Origin of the sequence: Microbacterium gorillae, from assembly GCF_050990725.1 — a bacterium.
Classification (GTDB): domain Bacteria; phylum Actinomycetota; class Actinomycetes; order Actinomycetales; family Microbacteriaceae; genus Microbacterium; species Microbacterium gorillae_A.
In genome coordinates, this window is sequence record NZ_CP158844.1 from 200,066 (window position 1) to 223,843 (window position 23,778).

The following is a 23,778-nucleotide window of genomic DNA, read 5'->3' on the forward strand; positions in this document are numbered from 1 at the left end:
GGCATCTCCAGCAGATGGAGCACGATCTCGCGATACACGAACCTGTCGTTCCACGGCATCTCGCGCCGGCGTCGGACCGCGCACATCGTGTCGGAGTTTTACCGGGATGTCTTGATTTTCGCCGGGAGCCAGCTGTGAGCCTGTAAAATGGTCATACCCCGCCCGCCTGTGTCGACGTATTGCCGACCGACGAGTCCGGAGGTCGCCCATGCTGCTTCTTCTCACCGCGTTCGCGGTGGTTCCGTTGATCCTGCCCGTCGTGATGAAGCGTTGGCGTTCCGACGGCTTCCTCCTGGGCGCTGCGCTGTCCGCCCTCGCCTTCGTTCACGCGGCGGCGCAGGCACCCGCGATTCTCGGCGGCGGCGAGATCGACGAGAGCTTCGCCTGGATCCCCGAGCTCGGCATCGCGCTCTCCATGCGCATGGACCTTCTTGGTTGGGTCATGTCGCTCATCGTGACGGGTGTCGGCGCACTCGTCCTGCTCTACTGCCGCTGGTACTTCGCCGGAAAAGAGGCGAAGGGCCTCGGCCTGTTCGGTGCAGTCCTCCTCGCCTTCGCCGGTGCCATGTATGGGCTGGTGCTCACCGACGACCTGATCGTCCTGGTGATGTTCTGGGAGACCACGAGCGTGCTCTCCTACCTGCTCATCGGCTACTACCACGCCCGATCCGCCAGCCGCCGTGCCGCGCTGCAGGCTCTCTTGGTGACGACGCTCGGTGGACTCGTGATGTTCGTCGGCGCCGTGATGCTCGTGGTTCAGTCCGGCACCACCAGCATCACCGCAATCCTGGCGAACCCGCCCCAGGACCCCTGGCTGGGCCTCGCGCTCACGCTCATCCTGGTGGGTGCGCTGAGCAAATCCGCGATCTTCCCGTTCCACTTCTGGCTGCCGGGTGCGATGGCGGCCCCCACCCCCGTGAGCGCCTATCTGCACGCTGCGGCGATGGTGAAGGCGGGCATCTACCTGCTCGCCCGGTTTGCTCCGGCGTTCGCCGACGTGATGCCCTGGCGCCCGATCGTGGTGATCCTCGGTATCTTCACGATGCTGTTGGGCGGGGCGCAGGCGCTCCGGGAGACCGACCTCAAGCGCATCCTGGCGTTCGGCACGGTCAGCCAGCTCGGCATGCTCACCGCGATCCTCGGGTACGGCACGCGTGACGCGGCGCTCGCCGGAACGGCCCTGCTCATCGGTCACGCGCTCTTCAAGTCGGCGCTGTTCCTCGTGGTCGGCGTGATCGACCGCCAGCTGTCCACGCGAGATGTGTACGAGCTGTCCGGGGTCGGCAGGCAGGCTCCAGCGCTGGCTGCGGTGTCGATCATCGCGGTGGCCTGCATGGCGGGTCTGCCGCCCACCATCGGCTTCGCGGGCAAAGAGGGCGCTCTCGCGGCGTTCCTCGATGAGGCGCTGGGCGGATCGGTCTGGGGCTGGATCGCGCTCGTCGGCCTGGCGGTCGGCTCGGCGCTCACCGTGGCGTACGGCATCCGTTTCGTCTGGGGCGCGTTCTGGAGCAAGCGCGACGAGTCGGGCACCGCGGTCCCCGCCATCACCTGGCCTCGGCCTCCCTTCGGCTTCGTCCTCGCCCCGGCGATCCTGGCGACACTGAGCCTGCTGGCGGGCCTCGTGGCACCGCTGCTGGATCACCCGCTGGCGCTCTACGCCGACACCGCACCGCCCTCGTCGAGCGGTATTCCCGAGCCGGCATATGACGCTCACCTGTCACTGTGGCACGGGTTCGAAGCCCCGCTCTTCATCACCGTGGGTGCCATCGTGGTCGGCGCCCTGGTGTTCTGGTGGGGCCGCGCCGCCACGTGGGATCGGCGACCGCATCTGCTGCCGTTCACGGGAGTCGACGCCTATGTCGGCACCCAGCATGCGGTCGACCGCCTCTCGGTGATGGTCACCGCCCTCTTCCAGCGAGGCTCGCTTCCCATCTACGTCGGCACGATCTTCATCGTGTTCGTGGGAGCGGAGATTCCCGCTCTCCTGGCCTCACCCTCCTGGCGCGGTGCGATCGACGCCTGGCAGCACCCCGTGCAGCTCGTGCTCGCGCCGGTGATGATCATCGCCGGAATCGTGGCCGTCCGAGCACGCAAGCGCTACACCGGCGTCGTCCTCGTCTCCGTCACCGGGCTCGGCATGGTCGTGCTCTTCGCCACCATGGGAGCACCGGACCTCGCGCTCACACAGGTGCTCGTCGAGACCGTGACTCTGGTCACCTTCACCCTCGTGCTCCGACGCATCCCGGCGCGGATGGGGGATCGTCACGCCAGCGTCTGGCCGGTCACCCGTGCGATCATCGGAGCCGCCGTCGGCCTCACGCTCGCATTCATCGTGGTGGTCGCAACCGATGCCCGCAGCCTCCGCCCCGTCTCGGACGACTTCCCCGCTCTGGCCTACGAACTCGGCCATGGAAAGAACGTCGTGAACGTGGCACTGGTCGATCTTCGCGGCTGGGACACGATGGGGGAGCTGTCGGTGCTCGTGCTCGCAGCGACCGGCGTCGCCTCGCTCGTGTTCGTCACCAATCGCACCGACCTGCTCTCCCAGGTTCGTGCGGTGCCGAAGGCGCGCAATCGCAAGACCCGCCTGCGCCCTTACGTGGAGACCACCACGGGCAGCATCGCTCTGCAGAACCCGAGCAACGCCCTCGCGCCACGCGCGTGGTTGGTGGGCGGTTCCACCATGGATCCGCGATCCCGCTCGATCATGCTCGAGGTGATCGTCCGTCTCGTGTTCCACACGATCATCGTGGTCTCGGTCTACCTGCTCTTCGCCGGACACAACCTGCCTGGCGGTGGCTTCGCCGGTGGCCTGGTCGCCGGTATGGCGCTGGTGATGCGCTACATCGCTGGCGGCCGCTATGAGCTGGGTGCCGCGGCACCGACCGACGCCGGACGTCTCCTCGGCACCGGCATGCTGCTCGCCGTCGGCGCGGCTCTGATCCCCATGCTGTTCGGCCAACCGGCACTGACCTCCACCTTCTGGAGCTTCGACGCCGGCTTCCTCGGCCACATCGAGTTCGGCTCGTCCACCATCTTCGACATCGGTGTGTACCTCGTGGTCATCGGGCTGGTGCTGGATGTGCTGCGCAGCCTCGGTGCGGAAGTCGATCGCCAGCTGCATGAGAACGACGACCTGTCGGATGACGTGGTGATCGCATGAACGTCTCGGGAGTTCTCATCGTCGTGATGGCCGTGCTGGCCGCCGCGGGTGTCTACGCGATGCTCGAGCGCAGCCTCACGCGCGTGCTCATCGGGTTCCTGCTCCTCGGCAACGCCATCAACCTGCTGCTGCTCATCGTGATGGGAGCGCCCGGGATCTCCGCGTTCTACGATCCCGACAACCCCGCCAGTGCCGACGACATCAGCGACCCGCTGCCGCAGGCGCTCACCCTCACCGCCATCGTGATCACCTTCGCGGTGAGTGCGTTCCTGCTGGCGCTGATCTACCGCTCGTGGCAGCTGGGGCAGGCCGACACGGTCGAGGACGACGAAGAAGACCTCGCTGTGCGCGAGCGTTCGGACGCCGAGGAGGACGTCATCCACGACGACGCCGACCTCAGCGCCGACGACGCCACGACTGACTTCGTGGGCGTGGATACGTCGCCCATCACGATCCTGCACAGCTGGGACGTGCCGGGGATCGACGAGGACGCTCCGGTGGATCGCCCGGTCGCCACGACGAAGAACGAAGACACCGACACGCGGGAGGGGAACGCATGACCGCTCACGCGCTCGTCCCGATGGTGGTGATCCTGCCACTGCTCGGTGCCGCTCTCACGCTCGTGTTCGGCCGCCAGCGCCGAACGCAGATCCTGGTCTCCGTCATCACGCTGTCGGCGGTGTTCGTGGTCGCTGCCGCAATGCTGCTCATCGTCGATCAGGGAGATATGCCGCTTGCGGTATCCGTCGGTGGATGGCCCGTTCCGTTCGGCATCGTGCTCTACGTCGACCGGCTCTCCGCGCTGCTCGTCGCCGTCTCCGCGGTGGTGCTGCTCGCCGTCCTCCTGTTCTCCGTCGGACAGGGAGCGGCGGATCGCGATGAAGACACTCCGGTCTCGATCTTCTTCCCGTCGTACCTGATCCTCGGCGCCGGCATCTTCGACGCGTTCATCGCCGGCGACCTGTTCAACATGTACGTCGGGTTCGAGATCCTGCTGGTGGCCTCGTTCGTGCTCATCACGCTCGGCGGCACCGCTGCCCGTATCCGCACGGGCGTTGTCTACATCGTGGTCTCGCTGGTGTCGTCCATCCTCTTCCTCGCGGCGATCGCGATGATCTACGGCGCCGTCGGCACGGTGAACCTCGCCCATCTCGGTGAGCGGCTGGCCACGCTGCCGCAGGAGACGCAGACGGTGCTGCACGTGATGCTGCTGGTGGCCTTCGGCATCAAGGCCGCCGTGTTCCCGATGTCGTTCTGGCTGCCCGACTCCTACCCGACTGCGCCCGCGCCGGTCACCGCCGTGTTCGCCGGCCTGCTCACGAAGGTCGGCGTGTACGCGCTGATCCGCACCGAGACGCAGCTGTTCCCCGACAACGACATGTCGATGGTGCTCGGAATCGTTGCGGTGGCCACGATGGTGGTCGGCGTTCTCGGCGCCGTCGCGCAGGCGGAACTCAAACGCATCCTGTCGTTCACCCTCGTCAGCCACGTGGGTTACATGGTGCTGGGAATCGCGATCGGAACCGCCGCCGGCTACGGGGCGACGGTCTACTACACCGTGCACCACATCATCGTGCAGACCACGCTGTTCCTCGCGGTGGGCCTCATCGAACGCCGGGCCGGATCCACCTCGATCCTGCGCGTGCGCGGACTCATGACCGCCGCTCCGCTGCTGGCCGTGCTCTACTTCCTTCCCGCGATCAACCTCGGAGGCATCCCGCCGTTCTCCGGCTTCATCGGAAAGTACGCGCTCTTCGTCGCGGCCGCCGAGGTCGGAACTCCGCTGATGTGGGTGATGATCGCCGCCGGCATCATCACATCGCTGCTCACGCTGTACGCGCTGATGCGCGCCTGGAACCTCGCGTTCTGGCGCGAGGAGGAGGACACTGCCGAGACCGAGGCGCGCATCCGCCACCTCGGTGACGCCCCGGCAGCCGACGACGCGTCGGAGCAGCGTACGAACTCGCGCGTGATGACTGGAGCCACGGCAGGGCTTGTGGCGGTCACGATCGCGCTGACAGTGTTCGCCGGTCCTCTGTTCGAACTGTGCGATCGCATCGGCTCGGCGCTCACCACGCCCGTCACGCTGTCTCAGCTTCAGGAGGAGGTGCCCTCATGAGCGCGGAACCACGGCGCACGTTCTGGCAGTCCCTCTGGCGTCAGCTGCCGTTCTTCGTCTGGCTCATCGTGGTGTGGATGCTGCTCTGGGGAGAGTTCTCCGCCTTCTCCCTGGTGAGCGGCATCGTCGTCGCCTTCGTCGTCACCCGGATCTTCCTGCTGCCGCCGGTGGAGCTGTCCGGACGCGTCAACGTCTGGTACCTGGCGGTGCTGGCCGTGACGTTCAGTGTGGCGGTGGTCGCGGGTTCGCTCCATGTGACGCTGCAGGTGCTGAACCCGCGGCGGTATCCGGGAACCGCGATCGTTGGCGTGCAGCTGGAGACGGACGACGACCTGATCATGACGCACGTGGGCGTCACCGCGTCGCTGATTCCGGGCTCGCTGGTGGTGCAGACGGATCGCGCGAACCGCATCCTCTACCTGCACGTGCTGGGCATCGACGATGACGAGAGTCTGCGCAAAGCCAAGGCCGATGTGCGCAAGTGGGAGCGGCGTATCGTCCGTGCCGTGGGCTCCCGCGACCAGATGGACGCGCTGCGACGAACGGAGGCGAAGGCATGAATCCCCTGCTGATCGTGATCATCGTGGTGTTCGGCATCGCGGCCCTGCTCACGCTGATCCGCATCGTGCGCGGTCCGTCCATTCTCGACCGCGCCGTCGCGTCGGACGTGCTGCTGACCGAGGTGCTGTGTGTGCTGGGCGCGGAGATGGCGATCAACCATCACACCCGCAACCTGCCGGTGCTGTTGATCGTGGCTGCGATCGGGGTGTTCGGTTCGATCGCCGTGGCGCGATTCGTCGCTCGGAGGGAGAAGTCGTGAACTGGGACGCCGTCTGGGACACCGCCGCCCTCATCCTGATCCTGATCGGAGCGCTGCTGTGTCTGGTCGCCGCGATCGGTCTGCTGCGTTTTCGTGACGTGCCCACCCGTCTGCACGCGGCCACCAAGCCGCAGGTGCTCGGCCTTGTGCTGATCGCGCTGTCGGTGGGGATCTCGGTGCGATCGTGGCCGGCCGTGGGGATGCTCGTGGCGATCGTGCTGATGCAGTTCGCCACCGCTCCTCTGTCCGCCCACATCGTCGGGCGCCAGGCGTACCGCAACCGCACTCTCGATCGGGACTCGCTCCTCGTCGACGAACTCGCCGACGCCCGGTCCTCCGACAACGACGACTGATCCCGCGAGACTTCCGTCTGTGGGCGAGAATCGCCGCAACGCGCTGAGCCTCGCCCACAGACGCACGTGTCGCGGGGCACGATGGAGGGACGAGAGGGGGACGCATGACCGCGCAGCCGGGGTGGTACGACGCCGGACAGCCGGGAATCCAGCGATGGTGGGACGGAACGGCGTGGACGGAGAACGTGCGCACTGCGCCCGCTCCATCGGCCCCGCCCACGTTTCCCGCCCCGACGTTCGGTGCGGCACCGTCACCGGGCTGGTATCGGGTGCCGAGTACGGGAGAGACGCGCTGGTTCACCGGGGCGATCTGGTCCGGGTACTCCTTGCGTGACGGTGCGCCGCGACCGGACCGGATCACCGGCTCCCAGCGGTCCACCGTCGGGATGACCCTCGCGATGCTGTATGTCGTCATCGGGGTGTCGCAGACGCTGATCGGGCTGAACAACCGGGCCTTCGTCGCGTCGGGACTGCTGTTCTTCCTGCTCGGCGCGTTCTGGCTGTATGGCGCCCTGCGCGCGCGCCGTCGCGAGCGCCTGCCGTGGCCCGGGGATGCCACTGTCGTGTCGGAGGGGGTCCGCCCGCTCCCCGGCGAGGTGGAGGGTCCGTACGCCGGCTGGTACCCCGCCGATCAGCCCGGCCGCACCCGCTGGTGGACGGGCGCGCGATGGTCGCAGTACGTCGCGAAGGCGGGCGAGATCGAGCCGATCTATGGTGTCGAACGCTCTCTGCGCCTGGCGATGCGCATGGGCCTGGGACTGCTGGTCGCCGGCGGTGTGGTGCTCGCCCTTGGTCTCGTCCTTATGAACGCACCGGGAGCGGGGTGGCCGAGCGTGACGATCTCGGTCATCGGCGGTGCGCTGCTGTTCATCGGTGTGCTGCTCTGGGGCGTGTTCATCTCGCGCTACCGTGCGCTCGTCAATTCCCAGCGCCGTCCCGTTCCGTGACGCTTCCGTCCGTGGGCGAGAATCAGCGCAACGCGGCGATTCTCGCCCACAGACGGAAGTCTCGCGGGAGATGGGTGGACGTTTGGGGTGCCGGGGTCAGGGGCGCGGGGGTCAGGGGTGCAGGGTGAGGGTGTCGACCGTGGTGGCCGCGACGGCGTCGGGGGTGAAGGCCCAGCTCCGCTGCACACCGACCGACCAGTCGGGCGTCTGATCGACGTAGTTCGGGTGGAAGGCGTGGCCGCTGGCGCCGGTGAGGTGGATCCACGTGGACTTGTCGAAGTCCGACACGTCCAGCACCATGCGCATCGACGGGACGGACGTGGTCGCGAAGCTGGAGCCGAGGTTCCACCCCGTCGCATCCACCACCGACGATCCGCCGCCCACGGCATACGGACCGCGGTTGAAGAGCCACTCGATGGGCGCGATGCCCGACTTGCCGAACGTCGCGCTGGTCAGCGTGATCGCGTGCAGCGATCCCCAGTTCCACTTCGTGACGTCCTCACCCTGCAGCGCGGCAAGCCGATCGTAGGCACGGTTGACGACCGCCGTGAGTACGGCGTCGCGACCGGTGGCACCCGTGATGGGATCCACCCACCACGGCGAGTTCGGCTGCTCCAGCAGTGCTGACACGACCTGGAACATCCGGCCCTGCCCGCTGACGGGCGCGGGTGCCGGCTCGTGGTCCAGGAAGAGCGCCGTGCCCAGGGTGTCCCACAGCACATTCGCGTACGCGGCGGCAGGGGAGTCGATCGAGTTCTGCGCATCCCATTCGGTCAACAGGGCCACCGCGGCCTGCGGTCCCTTGCGATCGATGGGCAGATCGGCCACGGCGGCTGCCAGCTGCGGACCGAGCCAGAACTGCTGATCGTTCTGGATCTCCTGCATGCGCGCGGCACTCATCTTGCCCTCGGCGAGAGTCTGCGTGATGAGCTCGGTGATACGGGCCGCACGATAGCCGTGATCCCAGTCCGCGCTGAGGAAGTAGGGGTAGCTGTCGTCCACGATCGCGTTGTTCGCCGTGACGATGAACCCCTGCGCGGGGTTCTTCACCATCGGCATCTCATCGAACGGGATGTAGCCGGTCCAGTCATACCGGCTGTCCCATCCCGGAGCCGGAACCGTGCCATCGCCGGCGCCTCGGATCGGCTGCAGACCGGGAGCCTGGTAGCCGATCGTGTTCTCCTTGTCGGCGTAGATGAGGTTCTGCCCGGGCACATCGAACACCTGCGCGGCGGCACGGAAGTCGTCGAAGTCCTTCGCCGTGTTCAGCACGAAGATCGCCTTCGCGGTGTTGCCCGGTTGCAGGGCCGTCCAGCGCAGGCTCACCGCGTACGCGTCACCCGCGGGGGCTCCGGCGATTTCGGCGTGCTCCGCGATCGAGGTGAAGTCATCGGTCAGGCCGGAGAGGATCGGGCCGTGCACCGTGGACCGGATGGTCAGAGGCACGTCTGCACCGCCCGCGACCTTGATCACGTCCTCCTTCTCCGTGATCGGGACGAGCGCGCCATCGCGCCAGTACTGCTCGCCCTGCAGTCGCTCGATGTAGAGATCGGCGACATCGGTGGTCAGGTTCGTGAAGCCCCATGCGACCTCCGCGTTGTGGCCGATCACCACTCCCGGCAGTCCGGAGAAGCTGAACCCGCCGACGTCGAACGGGCACTCCGCCGACACCGTCGAGCACCGCAGCTGCACCTGGTACCAGACGCTGGGAAGTGCCGCGCCGAGGTGGGGATCGTTGGCGAGCAGCGGCAGACCGGTGTCGGTGAACTCGCCACCGACCACCCACGAATTAGATCCGATGCCCTCGCCCGGGTCGCCGAGGAGCGCATCCGCCGCCTCGATGACCGAGCCGACCTCGCTCCACTCGATTCCCGAGTCCGTCACAGACGGCACACGCACGGCACCCGCCGTCTTCTGATCGGGCAGCGGCGGGACGATCGTCGGGTTCTGATCGAACGGGTACGCCGGGTAGAGCTCGGCGATCTGCTCGGGGGTGAAGTTCTGCGCGAGGATGGCTCGCTCGGTCTCGTCCTCGATGTTGGTGCGCAGGTCCCAGGCCATCGCCTTCAGCCAGGCCACGGAATCCGCCGCCGTCCACGGCTCGATCTCGTAGTCCGGGTTCTGCAGGCCGAGCACCGCGTACTCGAGCGACACGTCGGCGCCCTCGTGCTCCTTCAGGTACGCGTTGACACCCTTCGCGTAGGACTCGTAGTAGCTGCGGGTGGTGTCATCGAGCGCCTCCACCTCCTGCTCCGCGATCTCGTGCCAGCCGAGTGTGCGCAGGAACTTGTCTGTGCCGACCTGCGATTCGCCGAACAGCTCCGAGAGACGCCCGGACGTGGTGTGCCGACGGAAGTCCATCTCCCAGAAGCGGTCCTGCGCGTGCACGAAGCCCTCGGCGAAGAAGAGGTCATCTGTGGTGTCGGCGGTGATCGTCGGTACGCCCGCGGCATCCCGCTGTACCGTGACCTCCGCCGAGAGGCCGGGGAGCTGCACCTCACCACGCACCTGGGGGAATGAGCGCTGGATGGTCCAGCTGATCAGCACTCCCGCCACCACGATGATCGCGACGATCACCGCCAGCAGAGTCCACAGCGTCCGTGTCACGATGGTGCGAGCACGCCCTCGGGTGCGCGTGCTGCCAGGTGTCTTCGCCATTGAGAACTTCCCTCCCCGCTGCTCCCCACGAACAGCAGCGCGCGCCAGGGGCGCCCGCTTCTCGATGTTAGCGATCACGGACGCCCCCGGCGACTCGTGCACTCAGTTCCCGGTGGTGCGGGCCGTGCTGGCGGACGACTCGTTCCACAGTCGATCGAGGGCCGTCACCACGTAGGTGTAGGTCGTTCCGGGGTCGGCCGTGGTGTCGATCCAACGCTGCACCGTCCCGCCCTGCGTGCGAACGGTGGCGACCAGGTTTCGGGCGTCCTCGGTGTCAACCGACCGCACCGAACCGGGTGCGCGATAGATCGCAAAGGACGTGGCCTTGGTTCGCGCAGGACCGGTGTCCTGCCACTGCAGCTCGGTGCCGGCGGCCACTGCAGCGGCGCGGGACAGCACCGGCTGACGAACCGCGACCGCCGGAAGGTGCGGCATCGTTGGGATGAGCGCGGGGTGCGCATAGTGGTCGTCCCGGACGCGGCTCATGGCCCCGAGCGCGTTCGTGCGGACATCGCCCGAGGAGTAGTACACGTTGCCGTGCACCGGCAGGCCGCTCGCGGCGAGCTGTGCGTCCAGCGAGAGGTGGTTGCTGAGCTCGGCGGGGTCGGTGAACGCGCCGCTGGTCACCTTGTAGACCGCCTCGCCGATGTAGAGCTGCGTGTTCGACGCCTTCGCCACCGCCGCCCACCACGGTGCGAGTTTCGCGTAGTCGGCCACAGCGAGTCCGATCTGCCAGTAGATCTGCGGGTTGATGTAGTCGAGCCAGCCCTCCAGCACCCACTTGCGACTGTCGGCGAACTGCCCGTCGTAGGACTGCGAGCCGTTGGTGTCCGAGCCGAGCGGATCGGTCGTGCGGTTGCGCCAGATGCCGAACGGCGAGATTCCGAACTTCACCCACGGCTTGGTCTGCTTGATGCGTTCGCTGATCGTGCGGACGAACGTGTCGACGTTGTGGCGGCGCCATTCGCCGATGTCGGTGAATCCAGCACCGTGGGCGGCGAACGTCGCGGCGTCCGGAATCGTCTGCCCCGCGACGGGGTAGGGGTAGAAGTAGTCGTCGAAGTGCACGCCGTCGATGTCGTACTTCGCCACGGAATCGAGGATGGCGGCGTAGATGTGCTCCTGCACCTCGGGAAGTCCCGGGTCGAAGTAGAGCTTGCCGCCGAACGGCCACACCCACTCCGGGTGCACGCGGGCGGGGTGCTCGGGCACCAGGGCGTCACGATTCGTGTCCATGGAGACTCGATACGGGTTGTACCAGGCGTGCAGCTCGAGGTTGCGGGCGTGGGCCTCGTCGACCATGAAGGCGAGCGGGTCGAAACCGGGATCGCCGCCCTGCGTTCCCGTCAGATACTTCGACCACGGTTCGAGCGGGCTCGGCCAGAATGCGTCGGCGGTGGGGCGCACCTGGATGAAGACCGCGTTGAGGCGATACGACACTGCGAGATCCAGCCAACCGATGAGCTCGGCCTTCAGCTCGTCGGCCGAGAGACCCGTGCGCGAGGGCCAGTTGATGTTGACGACCGAGGCGATCCACATCGCTCGCAGCTCTCGCTTGCGGACGCTGCTGCCGGGCGTCACGGGACTCGGGGAGTCGTCCGCGTGAGCAACCGACAGCGGGCCGATCGAGACGCTGAAGAGAGCGCCGGCGGCGCCTGCGGTGGCGAGCGTGAGGAACCCGCGACGGTTCATGGTGGGGATGTGTGGGGGCGTCATTGCAACTCCGAACATGAGGATTCGTTAATCTTTTTCAGATCATTGCGGTCTTGTGGGAGTTATTTTCACATGGGGTTCCGCGATCCGCAACGCGTCCTGTGGCCCCCTAGGCTGGCGGCATGGGATTCATCCGCGGTGCCGCACGGGTCGTCAGCTGGATCGGATTGACGGGTGTCGGCGTGGTCCATCTGGCGTGGTCGATGGGCTCCACCTGGCCCGTGAAGAACCGCAAGCTGCTCGCGTCGGCAACGGTCGGCAACCCTCGCGCGATGCCCGCACCCGGGCCGACGGCGATGGTGGGAACGGTGGCAATCGTGGGTGGAGCGGTGACGGCGGGTGCGCTGGGCGAGTCTCGGCCGATCGTGTTCGGGCGCCGGCTCGCGGGGCTCGCGTTGATCACGCGCGCGGTGCTCGGCGGCGAGTTCGCGCTGCAGGTTCTCGGGATGGGGCCGGCGGACGCGCGATTCCGACGCTTGGATGCGCGGTACTACCGCCCCCTGTGCGCGGTGCTCGGCATCGCGGTGCTCCTCGGCTCCCGCCGTCGCCGCGCGTTCTGACTCCCCGCGCTTCGCTGAGCTCGTTCAGCCGATGAGGCTGGGGGCGAGGTCGCGCATCGTGCGGCGGTGCGTCATCCGCGTGACCCCGAGGATAGCGAGCACCACTGCGCCGATGAGCCAGACCAGCAGCACGCCGATGTCGCCCCACACGCGGTCCCAGCCACCGGATCCGTACATGATCTGACGCATCGCGTCGACCACGTAGCCCATCGGAAGGATGTGGTGCAGCGACGCCAGCGGGGCGGGGAGCGTCTGCCACGGGAACGTCCCGCCGGCGGTCACCAACTGCAGGACCATGAGGATCAGACCCATGAACTGGCCGACCGATCCCAGCCACACGTTGAGTGCGAGGATGATCGCGGTGTAGGTGGCCGAGGCCAGCACCAGGAGTCCGAGCGCGGCCGCCGGGTTCGCGAAGTTGAAGCCGAGGGTGATCGAAAGCACCGCGAACAGACCGACCATCTGCACGGCGCCCAGCAGTGCGGGCGTCGCCCAGCCGGCGAGCGTCACACGCACGGGTGAGTGCAGTGCCGTGACCGCGCGACGCGAGATCGGCTTCACGATGAGGAACAGCGCGTAGATGCCGATCCAGGCGGCGAGCGCCGCGAAGAACGGCGCGAGTCCGGCGCCGTAGTTCTGCGCCTGCGTGAGCGTGGTCTTCGCGATCTGCACGGGGGCGCCGAGGGTGTGCGCCTGCGCGGCGCGCGTGGCGTCGTCGCTGTTCGGGATCTGCTCCACGCCCGAGGCAAGGCCGTCGCGGAGGGTGACCTCGCCGTCGTGCAGCTGCGAGAGTCCGTCGGCGAGGGTTCCCACTCCGTCCTTCAGCGTGACGGTACCGGTGTGCAGGGTTCCGGTTCCGTCGCGCAGCTTGGCGGCCCCGGTGCTCACCTGGGCGGCCCCGTCGGCCACCTGGCTTGCGCCGTCGCGCAGTGCGGCCGCGCCGTCGGCGGCGGTCACCGCTCCGTCGTAGAGCTGGGAGGCGCCGTCGGCCACCTGGGTCGCGCCGCTGTTGAGCGTGTCGATCTTGTCGCGAGCGGCCTGCACCTTGTCCGCGGCGTTCGTGAGTTCGGTTCCTACCGGGTCGAGCGCCGCGAGCACGCGATCGATCTGATCGGCGGTGAGTCCCTGCTCGACCAGGCGCGCACGGATGTCGTCCCGCACCGCGGGAAGCTGGTCGGCCGCGTTCTGTGCGGCATCTCCGATCTGATCGGCGATGTCGGCGAGCTGACCGGTGCCTCCGGCCACCTGGCTTGCGCCGTCGGCGAGCGTGCTCAGCCCGTCGCGCAACTGCACGGTGCCGTCCGCGAGAGTCCCGGCGCCATCGCGCACGCTGGCGGATCCGTCGGCGACCTTGCTCGCGCCGTCGGCCAGGGTGGTGGCGCCGTCGGCGAGTGCCTGAGAGCCGTCGACCAGCTGCTGCGCGCCGTCGCCGAGCTTGCTCGTGCCGTCCTGCGCGGCGACCAGTCCGTCGACCAGCTGGGTGGCGCCGTCCGTGGCGTCGACCAGCTTGGTGCGGATCTCGTGCAGCGCGTCGAGCATGGTGAGTCCGGCCTCCGACACCACCTTCTCGGTAACGGTGCGCTGGATGGTCTCGATCGCTGTCTTGCCGATCGTCGACGCGAGGTAGTTGTTCGCATCGTTGGTGCGCAGCACCAGATCGGCGGGGTGGGGGTCGTCGGTGGCGATGGACGCGATGCCCGCGGTGAAGTCCGACGGGATCTCGACGGTGAAGTCGTACGCGCCGGCATCGAGGCCGCTCTCGGCCTCGGCCGCGGAGACGCGATGCCAGTAGAAGGTGTCGGAATCCAGCAGCTCCTTCGCCACCTCGTCGCCGATATCGCGCTGAGTGCCGTTCACCTCGGCGCCCTTGTCGTTGACGACGAGCGCCACGGGCACGTTGGAGAGGTTGCTGTACGGGTCCTGGTTGGCCCACAGGTACAGGCCGCCGTACAGGATCGGCACGCAGAGCAGGGCGATGAGGGCGATCACCGACATCTTGGTGGCGAACAGCCGACGGAACTCGGCCGCGATCATCTGGGGAATCTTCATCGGGCATCCTCCGCGTCGTCGTCGGCCTGATTCGGCCGAGCTGCGGGTGGGTCGTTCGGCTCGGGGAAGGGGGCATCCTCCGCGAGCGGGGAGTGGGGGTCGGTGGTGGTGGCGGCGGCTGTTGCAGGAGCCGCGCTTGTGTCGTCTGCCGCAAGTGCGTTGTCGAACGCGAGCGCGCCGAGGGCTTCCGGAACCTCGTCGACGTAGTCCGGGGTGTCTTCGTCCGAGAGCGGGTCAGGTGCGGACTCTTCGGCTGCGTCGACGTCCGACCTAGGCATGCTGGCCGCAGACAGGCGGGACATGGGCTCGCTGGATTCGGACACGTTGGACGCAGCCGTCTCAGGCGAACGCGTCTCGACCCCAGACGAGTCGGACGCGGAAGCATGGGACCCAGGGGCGATGGACGCGGACCCGGCTGGCGCAGAGGATTCGGGCGAGGGGTCGTCGTCCTCGATCGCGCCGTCCACATCGGACAGCGCTGCATCGGAGAGCGCTGTGTCGAATTCGACGGCACCGAGAGCGAGAATCGCCTCCTCTTCCGCAGGGGCGTCGTCCACGACGACTTCCGGCCGCCCGAAAGCCGCGATGATGGCGTCGCGCGCGTCGTCATCCAAGCCCACGGTGTCGGTGCGATCCTCGTGGAGCACCTGCCACGATGCGCGTCCGGCGATCACGAGGACAGCGAAATCTCGGCGGGCGAACTCCTCGGCCACCGCCCACCAGGTCTGCGGACGACCGCCGTGGCGATCGGGGGACACGATCACGAGACCCTCGACACCCTCGCGCTGTGAGGCGAGCTCGGTGAGCAGGCGCACGCGGCGTGACGGCTCCACGCTTCCGATCGGCGTCATGGTGAGGTCGCCGAAGCCGTGCTCGCTCATCCACTTGCGTGCGGAGATCGGGTTGGACGGGAATCCCGCATACATCAGCTCTTCCGCGACGACGCCCACCGTGATGACGTCAGGATCGGGATCGCTGACGTCCGGCGCATCGATGAGCGCGACCTTGCGCCGGAGCTCTCGAGGCTTGTGGCGACCGTTGATGAGCACGTCACCGGCGTCGGGCTTCATGCGTCCGCTCGCGATGAGTCCGAGCACGGTCGGGCGCTGTTCGGTTTCGGCTTCGACCAGAACTGCTTCGCCGGTGGCGTAGCCGACGGTCGTCGCGGCGAGGATCGGGGAGCGATCCGACCCCTTGGTCACGCCGATCAATTCGATCCGCAGTGGATCGTTCGTCGCGCGCCGGGCGCGGAAGAGGGGGCGGCGCTTCATGCGCGATCCTTCGATTCGGTGTCGATGGGGAAGGGGGCGACGACGGCCGATTCACCGGCGTCATACTCGCGAACGAGGGCGTCGACCTCCTGCCAGGACAGGCCCGCCGCGCTCAGGGCGGCCCGCATGGCGAGCCGCGTGGCATCGGCCTCATCGGAATCCACGTGGGTGATGACGCCGCGCGCGGCCTCCTCGACGAGTCGGGCCGTGAGGTGTGGCGGCAGATCCTGGCGCAGCACGCCGCGATCGGCACCGCGCTCGCAGATCTCGATCAGTCGCTGCCGCAGCGGCTGGATCGCCTCGGCGGTGTCTGCGACCAGTCGTTCGTTCAGTGCCAGCGCGGCGGCAGCGTGCACGTGGCGGGCCTGCGCCCAGAGCGCAGCCGCGAGGTGGGCGAGCGCCGCACGCGGGTCATCATCCTGGACCGTTTCCGCGATGGCATTGAACTTCTCCGCGCCGGCGGCGATCACTGCTGCCACGATGGCGTCGCGGTCCTCGAAATGCCCGTACAGCGCCCGACGGCTGAGTCCGGCGGCCCGCGCGATGGCGTCGACGGACGCCGCCGGGTCGGATGCGAGGACGCCCACCGCGGCGGTCAAGATGCCGGCGCGGTTCTCCTCGGCGTCACGGCGGCGCGGGGTCGAAACGGTGCTCATGCATCCAGCGTACGAACATGCACACTCCTGTGCAAGTTAAAGTGCACGCCTCTGTGCAAGTTCCCAGCCCTCGCCCACGACCCCCTCGCCGAGAAACCCAAGCAAGTCCGAGAAACCCAGCGTCGCGGGGTGTTTCGGACTTGCTTGGGTTTCTCGCGGCGGAGGGAGTCAGACCCGGCGGGTGTCGCGGCGGAACATCAGCACCGCGAGGCCGGTGAACACGATGAACCAGGCGAAGAGATTCACCCAGGCCATCGGATCCAGCGGAGCACCGATGATCGCCTTCTGCGACAGGTCCGCGATTCCCCACAGCGGCGTGAAGGTCGCCGCCATCTGCAGCTCCGCCGGCAGGAGCGACAGGGGGACGAACAGACCACCCATGAAGCTGAGGATCGGCAGCAGCGGGCCGAGGTAGCGCATCGCGTTCTGCGCCGGGAAGGCGTAGCCCACGGCCAGGCCGAGGCTGGTCATGCTGAGCGCGGTCAGCCAGGCGAGCAGAGCCGCGACGATGAGGTTCCCAAGCGGCGCGGTGATGCCGAGGGCGGCGCCGGCGATCAGTGTGACGATCACGGCGATCGCGCCGAGTGCGAGGCCTGTGATCACCTTGATCAGCATGTAGACCAGCGGGTTCAGGGGCGTAAGGCGCAGCTGACGGCTCCACCCCTGCGCGCGTTCGGCGGCCACCGAGACGCCGGTCATGGAGGCCGCGACCATCGACCCGTACACGGCCATCGAGATCATGATCGGCACGGCCGCAGAGAGCCCACCCTGCTCGAGTGGCACATCCGTCGCCGGATACCCCTTGTTGGGCAGCGCGATGGCGAACAGCATCGCGATGGGGAAGATCAGCGTGAAGCCGACCACCGAGAAGTTCCGGAACACGCGCTTGAGCTCGATGCCGAGGAACGTCCAGCTGAAACCGCCGAGTGGCGGGACACGACGTGTGGTGGGATCGATGCGATCCAGGCGCTGCGAATCGACGGACATTTCAGGCCTCCTGCTGGTCGTCGCCGGTGAGGGCGAGGAACGCCTGCTCGAGGTTCTGACTGGTGATGGTGACGTCGCGGGCGTCTGTCTGCGTGAGGAGATACCGGGCGACCGCATCGGAGTCGGCGGCGCGGATGATCACGCGGTTGCCCTGGACCTCCACGGCGTCGACGCCCGGGAGTGCGCCGATCGCAGCCTGATCGGCACTGGCGAGTTCCGCCTCGATCGTGCGTCCCGACGCCATGGCCTTGATCTCCGCGGTGGTGCCGTCGGCGACGATCCGACCCTTACGGATGAGGATGATCCGATTCGCGTATCGATCGGCCTCCTCCAGATAGTGCGTGGCGAACACGACGGTGCGCCCACGCTGGGAATCGGCGTGAATGGCCTGCCAGAACGAATGGCGTCCCTCCACGTCCATGCCGGTGGTCGGCTCGTCGAGGACGATCAGTCCGGGATCACTCAGCAGCGCCATCGCGAACCGCAGGCGCTGCTGCTGCCCGCCCGAGCACTTGCCCACCTTGCGATCGGCGATCTCGGCGATGCCCGCACGCTGCAGCGCCGAGTCCACGGACGTCGAGTTGGCGAACAGCGACGCCGTCATACGCAGGGTGTCACGCACCGTGACATCGCTGAGGAGGCCACCCGTCTGCATCACGGCCGAGACAAGTCCGCGGCCAATGGCGGTGCGCGGTGTTCCGCCGAACAGACTCACCGACCCCTCGTCCGGCTGCGACAACCCCAGCAGCATGTCGATCGTGGTGGTCTTCCCCGCACCGTTCGGTCCGAGGAAGGCGACGACCTCGCCCTGTTCGATGTGCAGGTCGACGCCGTCGACCGCCGTGAAGCCGCCGAATCGCTTCACCAGTCCGCGTGCGGAGATGGCGGGCGGCGCTGCCGTGGTCGTAGCGCGCGATGAGGGCGCAGGGTTTGTCATGCCTCCATCCTCTCCCCGTCGCGGGCATCCGCCGTGCGAACGTCGCCCTCGTCGAGGAGCGGGGGGCGGTGTCGGAGGGGCGTGACACGATGGAAATCCCCGACCTGGAGTTGTCCCATCCACTCTCTGCACCGCCCCGCGCGAAGCGCTGTCCGTCGTCTCACGCCCCGCCGCCGCAAGCGCGTCGCGATTCCGGTGATCGGTGTGGTTCTCGGGCTCATCGCAGCGGTTGCCCTGATCGGCGGGATGCGAGCGGTCCTGCCGGAACTGGTCCCGGACGCCGTGCACACGGCACCGGCGAGCCGGCCCGCCATGCCGACGGACGCGCCGCCGAGGACCCCCGCTGTGCCGACTCGCGCGCTGGCGGTGCTCGATGCGATTCCCGCCGAGTCGGCCGTCACCACCGGCCTGCCCTACGATCGAGACGCCTTCGGTCAGCGCTGGGCCGACACCGACCACAACGGCTGCGACACCCGCAACGATGTGCTCCGGCGGGATCTCTCTGACGTCGTGGCGAAGCCGGGGACGCGCGACTGCGTGGTGCTGACCGGGGTGCTCGTGGATGCGTACACCGGCGAGCGCATCGACTTCGTCCGCGGCCCGGGAACGAGCGAGCGGGTGCAGATCGACCACATCGTCCCGCTCGCGTGGGCCTGGCGGCAGGGCGCCGATGGCTGGACCGCCGAACGGCGGCTCCAGCTGGCGAACGACCCGGTCAATCTGCAGGCGGTGGCTGGAGCGGCCAATCAGTCGAAAGCGGCCTCCGGTCCGGCGCGCTGGCTTCCCCCGGACGAGTCTTCGCGCTGCAGCTACGTCGCACGTTTCATCCAGGTCGTGGCCGATTACGGGCTCGCGTTGCCTGCGGATGATCGCGCCGCCGCGCGCGAGGTGCTGCTCGGCTGCTCCTGAGCGGTGTCGCGAGATGAGGGTGATGTCGTCAGTTCGGTGAGCGGACTCGGCGATGGTTCTCTTCTCGCGACAGCGTCCTCGATTCGCGACAGCACGCTCATTCCCGAGGATGCCGTTGTGTCGCCAGGATGCATCGTTCGTAGCGTGTCGCGAAACGAGGACGATGTTGTCGGGCGGGTGAGATCCAGGGTCTGCCGTCCTCGTTTCACGACAATGTCCTCGTTTCGCGACGAGTGTCGTCTCGTAACGATCCCTTCGTGTCCCCACGCCACAGGATTCATGGACGGCGCGTTGGTTCGCGACGCACTCCGGAGCGGCCGCATCGCGGAACAGGGGCCGTCGCGCGGTGCGCACGCCGACGATGGATGTGCGGCGCCATCCCGTCGAGGAGGAACGTAGGCTCGGACCATGGTGGATGCGCGATACGAACGGGTGATCGGCGACTGGACCGGAGCCGACGAGTTCGTCGACGGCTCGGCAACCGCGAGCGGGATCCTCTCGATCGCCCCGGGGCCGGGCGGCGTCGTGATCGACTATGTGCGGCGCGGCGGGGGTCACGATCTGGCGGCGCACGCCGTGATCGCGGGCGATGGACTGTGGTGGTTCGACTCCGACGGCGCCACTCCCGCACAGCCGGGGGAGGCCGGTTGGCAGGACGACATGCTCGTGCTGGATCGCGAGCACGACGGTGTTCGACACGTGCTGGGGCTGATCGCTCGCGCCGATCGCATCGATCTGCATCTCGCGACGGCCGCCTCCGGTGACGGGCTCGCTCCCGTCATGAGCGGCAGCTACTCCCGACGTACGGTGTCGTAACGGCGTGGGCCGCGTGCGTCCTCGCGGCGAGGTGGCTAGCGTGAGTTCATGACGACGATGTCCCCTTCCCAGCACTGGCGCACCAACACCGTGGACGGAGTGCTGCGCCGAAGCGCCGCACGTACCCCGTCTGTCACAGCTCTTCGTTTCGAGGATCGCGAGTGGACGTACCGGGAGCTCGACGACGCCGTCACGCGCGGGGCGGCGTTGCTGCGTGCGAGCGGACTGAACGCGGGGGATCGGGTCGTCACGTATGGCACCAACTCCGACGCCTACGTCGTCGCGTTCCTCGCGATTGCGCGCGCCGGCCTCGTGCACGTGCCGGTGAACTACGCCCTGCACGGTGCCGAACTCGCGTACCTCATCGAGCAGTCGGGCGCGCGGGCCGCGCTGATCGATCCGCAGCTGCGGGCCCATTTCGACGCGGTGCAGACACAGACCCACGTGGAGCAGGTGCGGTCGCTGCGCGATGACGAGGGTTCCTTCCTGGATCTCGTCGCGACGGGCGATGTGACGGAGCGCCCCACGGACGTGGACGGCGAAGACCTGGTGCAGCTGCTGTACACGTCGGGCACCACATCGCAGCCGAAGGGCGCGATGCTCACCCACGGCGCGCTGGTGGCCGAGTACTCGTCGGTGATCGTGGCGCTCGACCAGAAGCCGGACGACGCACCGCTGGTGTGCATGCCCCTGTACCACTCGGCCGCGATGCACGTGTTCATGCTGCCGTACCTGGCCATCGGCGCCACGATCCGGCTGCTCCCCGCACCCGACATCGCGCGGATTCTGCGGACGGTCGCGGAGGAGCGCATCGGCTCGCTCTTCCTCGCACCGACCGTCTGGGTGCCGCTCGCGAATCATCCCGACCTCGACACGGCGGATCTCTCCTCGCTGAAGAAGGCGCAGTACGGCGCCTCGATCATGCCGGTGACCGTCCTCAACCGACTGCGCGAGCGGTATCCGGACCTGGGGTTCTACAACTGCTTCGGACAGTCGGAGATCGGTCCACTCGCGACCGTGCTGCGACCCGAAGAGCACGAGGCGCGCCCGGCCTCTGCCGGGCGCCCGATCCTGTTCGTGGAGACCCGGGTCGTCGACGAGAACGGCGTCGACGTGCCGGACGGTGAGCCCGGCGAGGTGCTGTATCGGTCGCCACAGCTGGCGCTGGGGTACTGGGGCAAGCAGTTCGTGAGAGCAGTTCGTGGATCGGTCTCAGCAAGTGGCGTCGCGGATCGGTGTGACTGCCGCTTCTGAGACCGGAGGACGCCGTCGTCCTCATCCCCATGGCCGTGTCTCATCCCGACGGCCTCGTCTCATCCCGACGGCCGTGTCTCATCCCCGCGAGACTTCCGTCTGTGGGCGAGAATCAGCGCGTTGCGGCGATTGTGGCCCACAGGCGGAAGTCTCGCGGATCTACGCCCGCGGATCTACGCCCGCGGCGATCGCGCCGAAAACGCCGGAGGGCGGACCGGACGTGAGTCCGATCCGCCCTCTGCGACGTGAGATCAGTCGGTGCCGGCGTCGAAGGCTGCAGCCTCGCCCACCGGGTCGAACTCGGCGGCGGCGGCCTTCTGCTCGGCCGTGCCCTCGGCGATCTCCTGTGCTTCGCCCGGGGCGTAGCCACCGACGAGCTCGCCGGTCGGGCCGCCGATGAGGCCCAGCGTGGCGTACTGCTCGAGGCGCGAGCGGGAGTCCGCGATGTCGAGGTTGCGCATGGTGAGCTGGCCGATGCGGTCGACGGGGCCGAACGCGGCGTCGCCCACGCGCTCCATCGAGAGCTTCTCGGGGGCGTAGGACAGGTTCTTCGACTGGGTGTCGAGGATGGTCCAGTCGTCGCCGCGGCGCAGACGCAGGGTGACGGTGCCGGAGATCGTCGATCCGACCCACTTCTGGATCGACTCACGCAGCATCAGTGACTGCGGCTCCAACCAACGACCCTCGTACATGAGGCGACCAAGGCGCCGACCCTGCTCGTGGTACGTGGCGAGCGTGTCCTCGTTGAGGATGCCGTTGACCAGGCGCTCGTAGGCGATGAACAGCAGCGCCATGCCCGGAGCCTCGTAGATGCCGCGGGACTTGGCCTCGATGATGCGGTTCTCGATCTGGTCGCTCATTCCGAGCCCGTGACGACCACCGATCCGGTTGGCCTCGAAGACCAGGTCGACGGGGTTCGCGAACTCCTGACCGTTGAGCGCAACGGGACGTCCGCCCTCGAAGGTGACCGTGACGTCTTCGGTGGCGATGGCGACCGACTCGTCCCAGTACTTCACGCCCATGATCGGGTCGACGGTCTCGAGCGAGACGTCGAGGTGCTCCAGGGTCTTCGCCTCGTGGGTGGCGCCCCAGATGTTGGCGTCCGTCGAGTACGCCTTCTCCGCGGAGTCGCGGTACGGGAAGCCGTGCGCGACGAGCCACTCGCTCATCTCCTTGCGGCCGCCGAGCTCCGAGACGAAACGAGCGTCGAGCCAGGGCTTGTAGATGCGCAGGGCGGGGTTGGCCAGCAGTCCGTAGCGGTAGAACCGCTCAATGTCGTTGCCCTTGTAGGTGGAACCGTCGCCCCAGATGTCGACGCCGTCCTCCTTCATCGCGCGCACCAGCAGCGTGCCGGTGACGGCGCGACCGATGGGGGTCGTGTTGAAGTAGGTCTTGCCGCCGGAGCGGATGTGGAAGGCGCCGGTCTGCAGGGCGACGAAGCCCTCCTCGACCAGCGCGGTCTTGCAGTCGACCAGGCGCGAGACCTCGGAGCCGTACTGCGTGGCGCGGCCCGGGATGGACTCGATGTCGTCCTCGTCGGGCTGACCGAGGTCACCCGTGTAGGTGCACGGCACGGCGCCGTTGTGACGCATCCACGCCACCGCGACGGAGGTGTCGAGACCTCCCGAGAAGGCGATGCCGACGCGCTCGCCGACGGGAAGGGATTCGAGGACCTTGGACATGCTCTCCAGTCTACCGGCGGGCGTCGGGTCGCTTTTGCCCGTTCCTCGCGGTCAAAACGCTCGTTCTCGGGGCCGATTGGCTCGCATTGCGCGCAATGACGACCCTACGCACGAGCGCGGTGCCGACGGACGGCCGCGCGGTTTGCGCAGCGGACCGAACAGTACCGCTGGCGGCCGTTGCGAGTGACGTCCACCACCACATTGCGGCAGGGGGCCGCCTCGCAGCGCCCCAGCCGGGACATGCCTCGCGTCGTCAGGTGCAGGGCGGTGCCCACCGCGAACACGGCGGCGAGCACATGGGCCAGCCCCTGATCGTCACTGCGATAGTGCAGATGCCAGCCCTCGCCATCGTGATCGGTGAGGCGAGGGAAGGCGCTCGCCGCGGCCATCTGGGCGTTGAGGACGGCGGCGCGGTCCTCGGGCACGTCGGCGTCGACCACGCGCAGCCATTCATCCAGGACCCCGCGCACATCGGCATGCTCGGTGGGCGAGTGCTCGAACGACATGGTCATCCCGAACTCGCGTGTGCGCTCCTCGATGCCGGCGGCATCGTCGGGCCAGTCGTTCGCGAGCGATGCGGCCAACAGCACCGCGTACTCGCCGTAAGGGTTGAGTTGCATAACGGCATTACATCACGCTGGACTCATGATCGCAGCAGAACCCCTCACCTCCCCGATCCGCACGCACGAGCACGGATGGGTCACCGAATCACGCCACCGCACATCGGAGGGCGTCGTCGTCTACGTGCGGTGCGTCGACTGTGATGCGCGTCGCGTCGACATCGCCCCGGCCATGCCCGTCGCTCATCTCGCACCGGTCGCCATCTCGACCGTCGTGACGGCGTGACCCCGCGACGGTCTGAGGGATGAGAGCGACCTCGTCCG

Annotated in this window: 21 protein-coding genes; 12 read left to right on the forward strand and 9 right to left on the reverse strand. The window is 67.9% G+C overall.

Annotated features, from left to right (window positions below; genetic code table 11):
- The first annotated feature begins 208 nt into the window (after window positions 1-208).
- The 7 genes from ABTV68_RS00945 (at window position 209) to ABTV68_RS00975 (ending at window position 7,402) form a co-directional block, all read left to right on the forward strand.
- Complete coding sequence (locus ABTV68_RS00945) at window positions 209-3,163, forward strand: Na+/H+ antiporter subunit A (protein WP_433675745.1); 2,955 nt, start codon at window positions 209-211, stop codon at window positions 3,161-3,163.
- The gene (locus tag ABTV68_RS00950) at window positions 3,160-3,723 is read left to right on the forward strand and encodes a Na(+)/H(+) antiporter subunit C (protein ID WP_433675746.1); all 564 of its coding nucleotides are present in this window, start codon (window positions 3,160-3,162) and stop codon (window positions 3,721-3,723) included. Before ABTV68_RS00945 ends, ABTV68_RS00950 begins: the two co-directional genes overlap by 4 nt.
- Entirely contained in the window at window positions 3,720-5,282 is a 1,563-nt protein-coding gene (locus ABTV68_RS00955; protein WP_433675747.1) for a Na+/H+ antiporter subunit D, read from the forward strand. Before ABTV68_RS00950 ends, ABTV68_RS00955 begins: the two co-directional genes overlap by 4 nt.
- Window positions 5,279-5,842, forward strand: coding sequence for a Na+/H+ antiporter subunit E (locus ABTV68_RS00960; protein ID WP_433675748.1), 564 nt, complete (start codon window positions 5,279-5,281; stop codon window positions 5,840-5,842). The genes ABTV68_RS00955 and ABTV68_RS00960 overlap by 4 nt, the downstream gene beginning before the upstream one ends.
- Window positions 5,839-6,102: a monovalent cation/H+ antiporter complex subunit F gene (locus tag ABTV68_RS00965; protein WP_433675749.1), complete on the forward strand. Its 264-nt coding sequence runs from the start codon at window positions 5,839-5,841 to the stop codon at window positions 6,100-6,102. Before ABTV68_RS00960 ends, ABTV68_RS00965 begins: the two co-directional genes overlap by 4 nt.
- Complete coding sequence (mnhG, locus tag ABTV68_RS00970; protein ID WP_433675750.1) at window positions 6,099-6,455, forward strand: monovalent cation/H(+) antiporter subunit G; 357 nt, start codon at window positions 6,099-6,101, stop codon at window positions 6,453-6,455. The genes ABTV68_RS00965 and mnhG overlap by 4 nt, the downstream gene beginning before the upstream one ends.
- 104 nt (window positions 6,456-6,559) lie before the next feature.
- Complete coding sequence (locus tag ABTV68_RS00975) at window positions 6,560-7,402, forward strand: DUF2510 domain-containing protein (RefSeq protein WP_433675751.1); 843 nt, start codon at window positions 6,560-6,562, stop codon at window positions 7,400-7,402.
- A gap of 111 nt (window positions 7,403-7,513) precedes the next feature.
- Here the strand turns inward: ABTV68_RS00975 and ABTV68_RS00980 are convergent, their stop codons facing one another.
- Entirely contained in the window at window positions 7,514-10,060 is a 2,547-nt protein-coding gene (locus tag ABTV68_RS00980; protein ID WP_433675752.1) for a penicillin acylase family protein, read from the reverse strand.
- Between the two features lie 102 nt (window positions 10,061-10,162).
- Window positions 10,163-11,776: a glycoside hydrolase family 10 protein gene (locus ABTV68_RS00985; RefSeq protein ID WP_433675753.1), complete on the reverse strand. Its 1,614-nt coding sequence runs from the start codon at window positions 11,774-11,776 to the stop codon at window positions 10,163-10,165.
- 119 nt (window positions 11,777-11,895) lie between these two features.
- Between ABTV68_RS00985 and ABTV68_RS00990 the strand changes: the two genes are divergently transcribed.
- Window positions 11,896-12,333, forward strand: a complete 438-nt coding sequence (locus tag ABTV68_RS00990) for a DUF3995 domain-containing protein (protein WP_433675754.1) — start codon at window positions 11,896-11,898, stop codon at window positions 12,331-12,333.
- Window positions 12,334-12,357: 24 nt separating this feature from the next.
- Here the strand turns inward: ABTV68_RS00990 and ABTV68_RS00995 are convergent, their stop codons facing one another.
- The 5 genes from ABTV68_RS00995 to ABTV68_RS01015 form a co-directional block, all read right to left on the reverse strand.
- The gene (locus ABTV68_RS00995) at window positions 12,358-14,382 is read right to left on the reverse strand and encodes a YhgE/Pip family protein (protein WP_433675755.1); all 2,025 of its coding nucleotides are present in this window, start codon (window positions 14,380-14,382) and stop codon (window positions 12,358-12,360) included.
- Window positions 14,379-15,653, reverse strand: coding sequence for a hypothetical protein (locus ABTV68_RS01000; protein WP_433675756.1), 1,275 nt, complete (start codon window positions 15,651-15,653; stop codon window positions 14,379-14,381). The genes ABTV68_RS00995 and ABTV68_RS01000 overlap by 4 nt, the downstream gene beginning before the upstream one ends.
- Window positions 15,650-16,309 carry a TetR/AcrR family transcriptional regulator gene (locus ABTV68_RS01005; RefSeq protein WP_433675757.1) on the reverse strand — a complete coding sequence of 220 codons (660 nt, stop codon included), beginning with the start codon at window positions 16,307-16,309 and terminating at the stop codon, window positions 15,650-15,652. The genes ABTV68_RS01000 and ABTV68_RS01005 overlap by 4 nt, the downstream gene beginning before the upstream one ends.
- 168 nt (window positions 16,310-16,477) lie before the next feature.
- Window positions 16,478-17,296 (reverse strand): ABC transporter permease, encoded by an 819-nt coding sequence (locus ABTV68_RS01010; RefSeq protein ID WP_433675758.1) that lies wholly within the window; start codon window positions 17,294-17,296, stop codon window positions 16,478-16,480.
- A gap of 1 nt (window position 17,297) precedes the next feature.
- Entirely contained in the window at window positions 17,298-18,233 is a 936-nt protein-coding gene (locus ABTV68_RS01015) for an ABC transporter ATP-binding protein (RefSeq protein WP_433675759.1), read from the reverse strand.
- Window positions 18,234-18,314: 81 nt separating this feature from the next.
- On the opposite strand from ABTV68_RS01015, the gene ABTV68_RS01020 reads away from it, so the two are divergent.
- From ABTV68_RS01020 to ABTV68_RS01030, 3 genes are all read left to right on the forward strand, one after another.
- Window positions 18,315-19,142 carry an HNH endonuclease family protein gene (locus tag ABTV68_RS01020; RefSeq protein WP_433675760.1) on the forward strand — a complete coding sequence of 276 codons (828 nt, stop codon included), beginning with the start codon at window positions 18,315-18,317 and terminating at the stop codon, window positions 19,140-19,142.
- A gap of 408 nt (window positions 19,143-19,550) precedes the next feature.
- Complete coding sequence (locus ABTV68_RS01025; protein WP_433675761.1) at window positions 19,551-19,958, forward strand: hypothetical protein; 408 nt, start codon at window positions 19,551-19,553, stop codon at window positions 19,956-19,958.
- 48 nt (window positions 19,959-20,006) lie between these two features.
- Window positions 20,007-21,212, forward strand: coding sequence for an AMP-binding protein (locus tag ABTV68_RS01030; RefSeq protein ID WP_433675762.1), 1,206 nt, complete (start codon window positions 20,007-20,009; stop codon window positions 21,210-21,212).
- 251 nt (window positions 21,213-21,463) lie between these two features.
- Here ABTV68_RS01030 and argG read toward each other — a convergent pair whose 3' ends face one another.
- Together argG and ABTV68_RS01040 are read right to left on the reverse strand one after the other, a co-directional pair.
- Window positions 21,464-22,894, reverse strand: coding sequence for an argininosuccinate synthase (gene argG / locus ABTV68_RS01035; RefSeq protein ID WP_433675763.1), 1,431 nt, complete (start codon window positions 22,892-22,894; stop codon window positions 21,464-21,466).
- Window positions 22,895-22,998: 104 nt separating this feature from the next.
- Entirely contained in the window at window positions 22,999-23,514 is a 516-nt protein-coding gene (locus tag ABTV68_RS01040; protein ID WP_433675764.1) for a CGNR zinc finger domain-containing protein, read from the reverse strand.
- Window positions 23,515-23,539: 25 nt separating this feature from the next.
- On the opposite strand from ABTV68_RS01040, the gene ABTV68_RS01045 reads away from it, so the two are divergent.
- Entirely contained in the window at window positions 23,540-23,740 is a 201-nt protein-coding gene (locus ABTV68_RS01045) for a hypothetical protein (protein WP_433675765.1), read from the forward strand.
- Window positions 23,741-23,778: the final 38 nt, after the last annotated feature.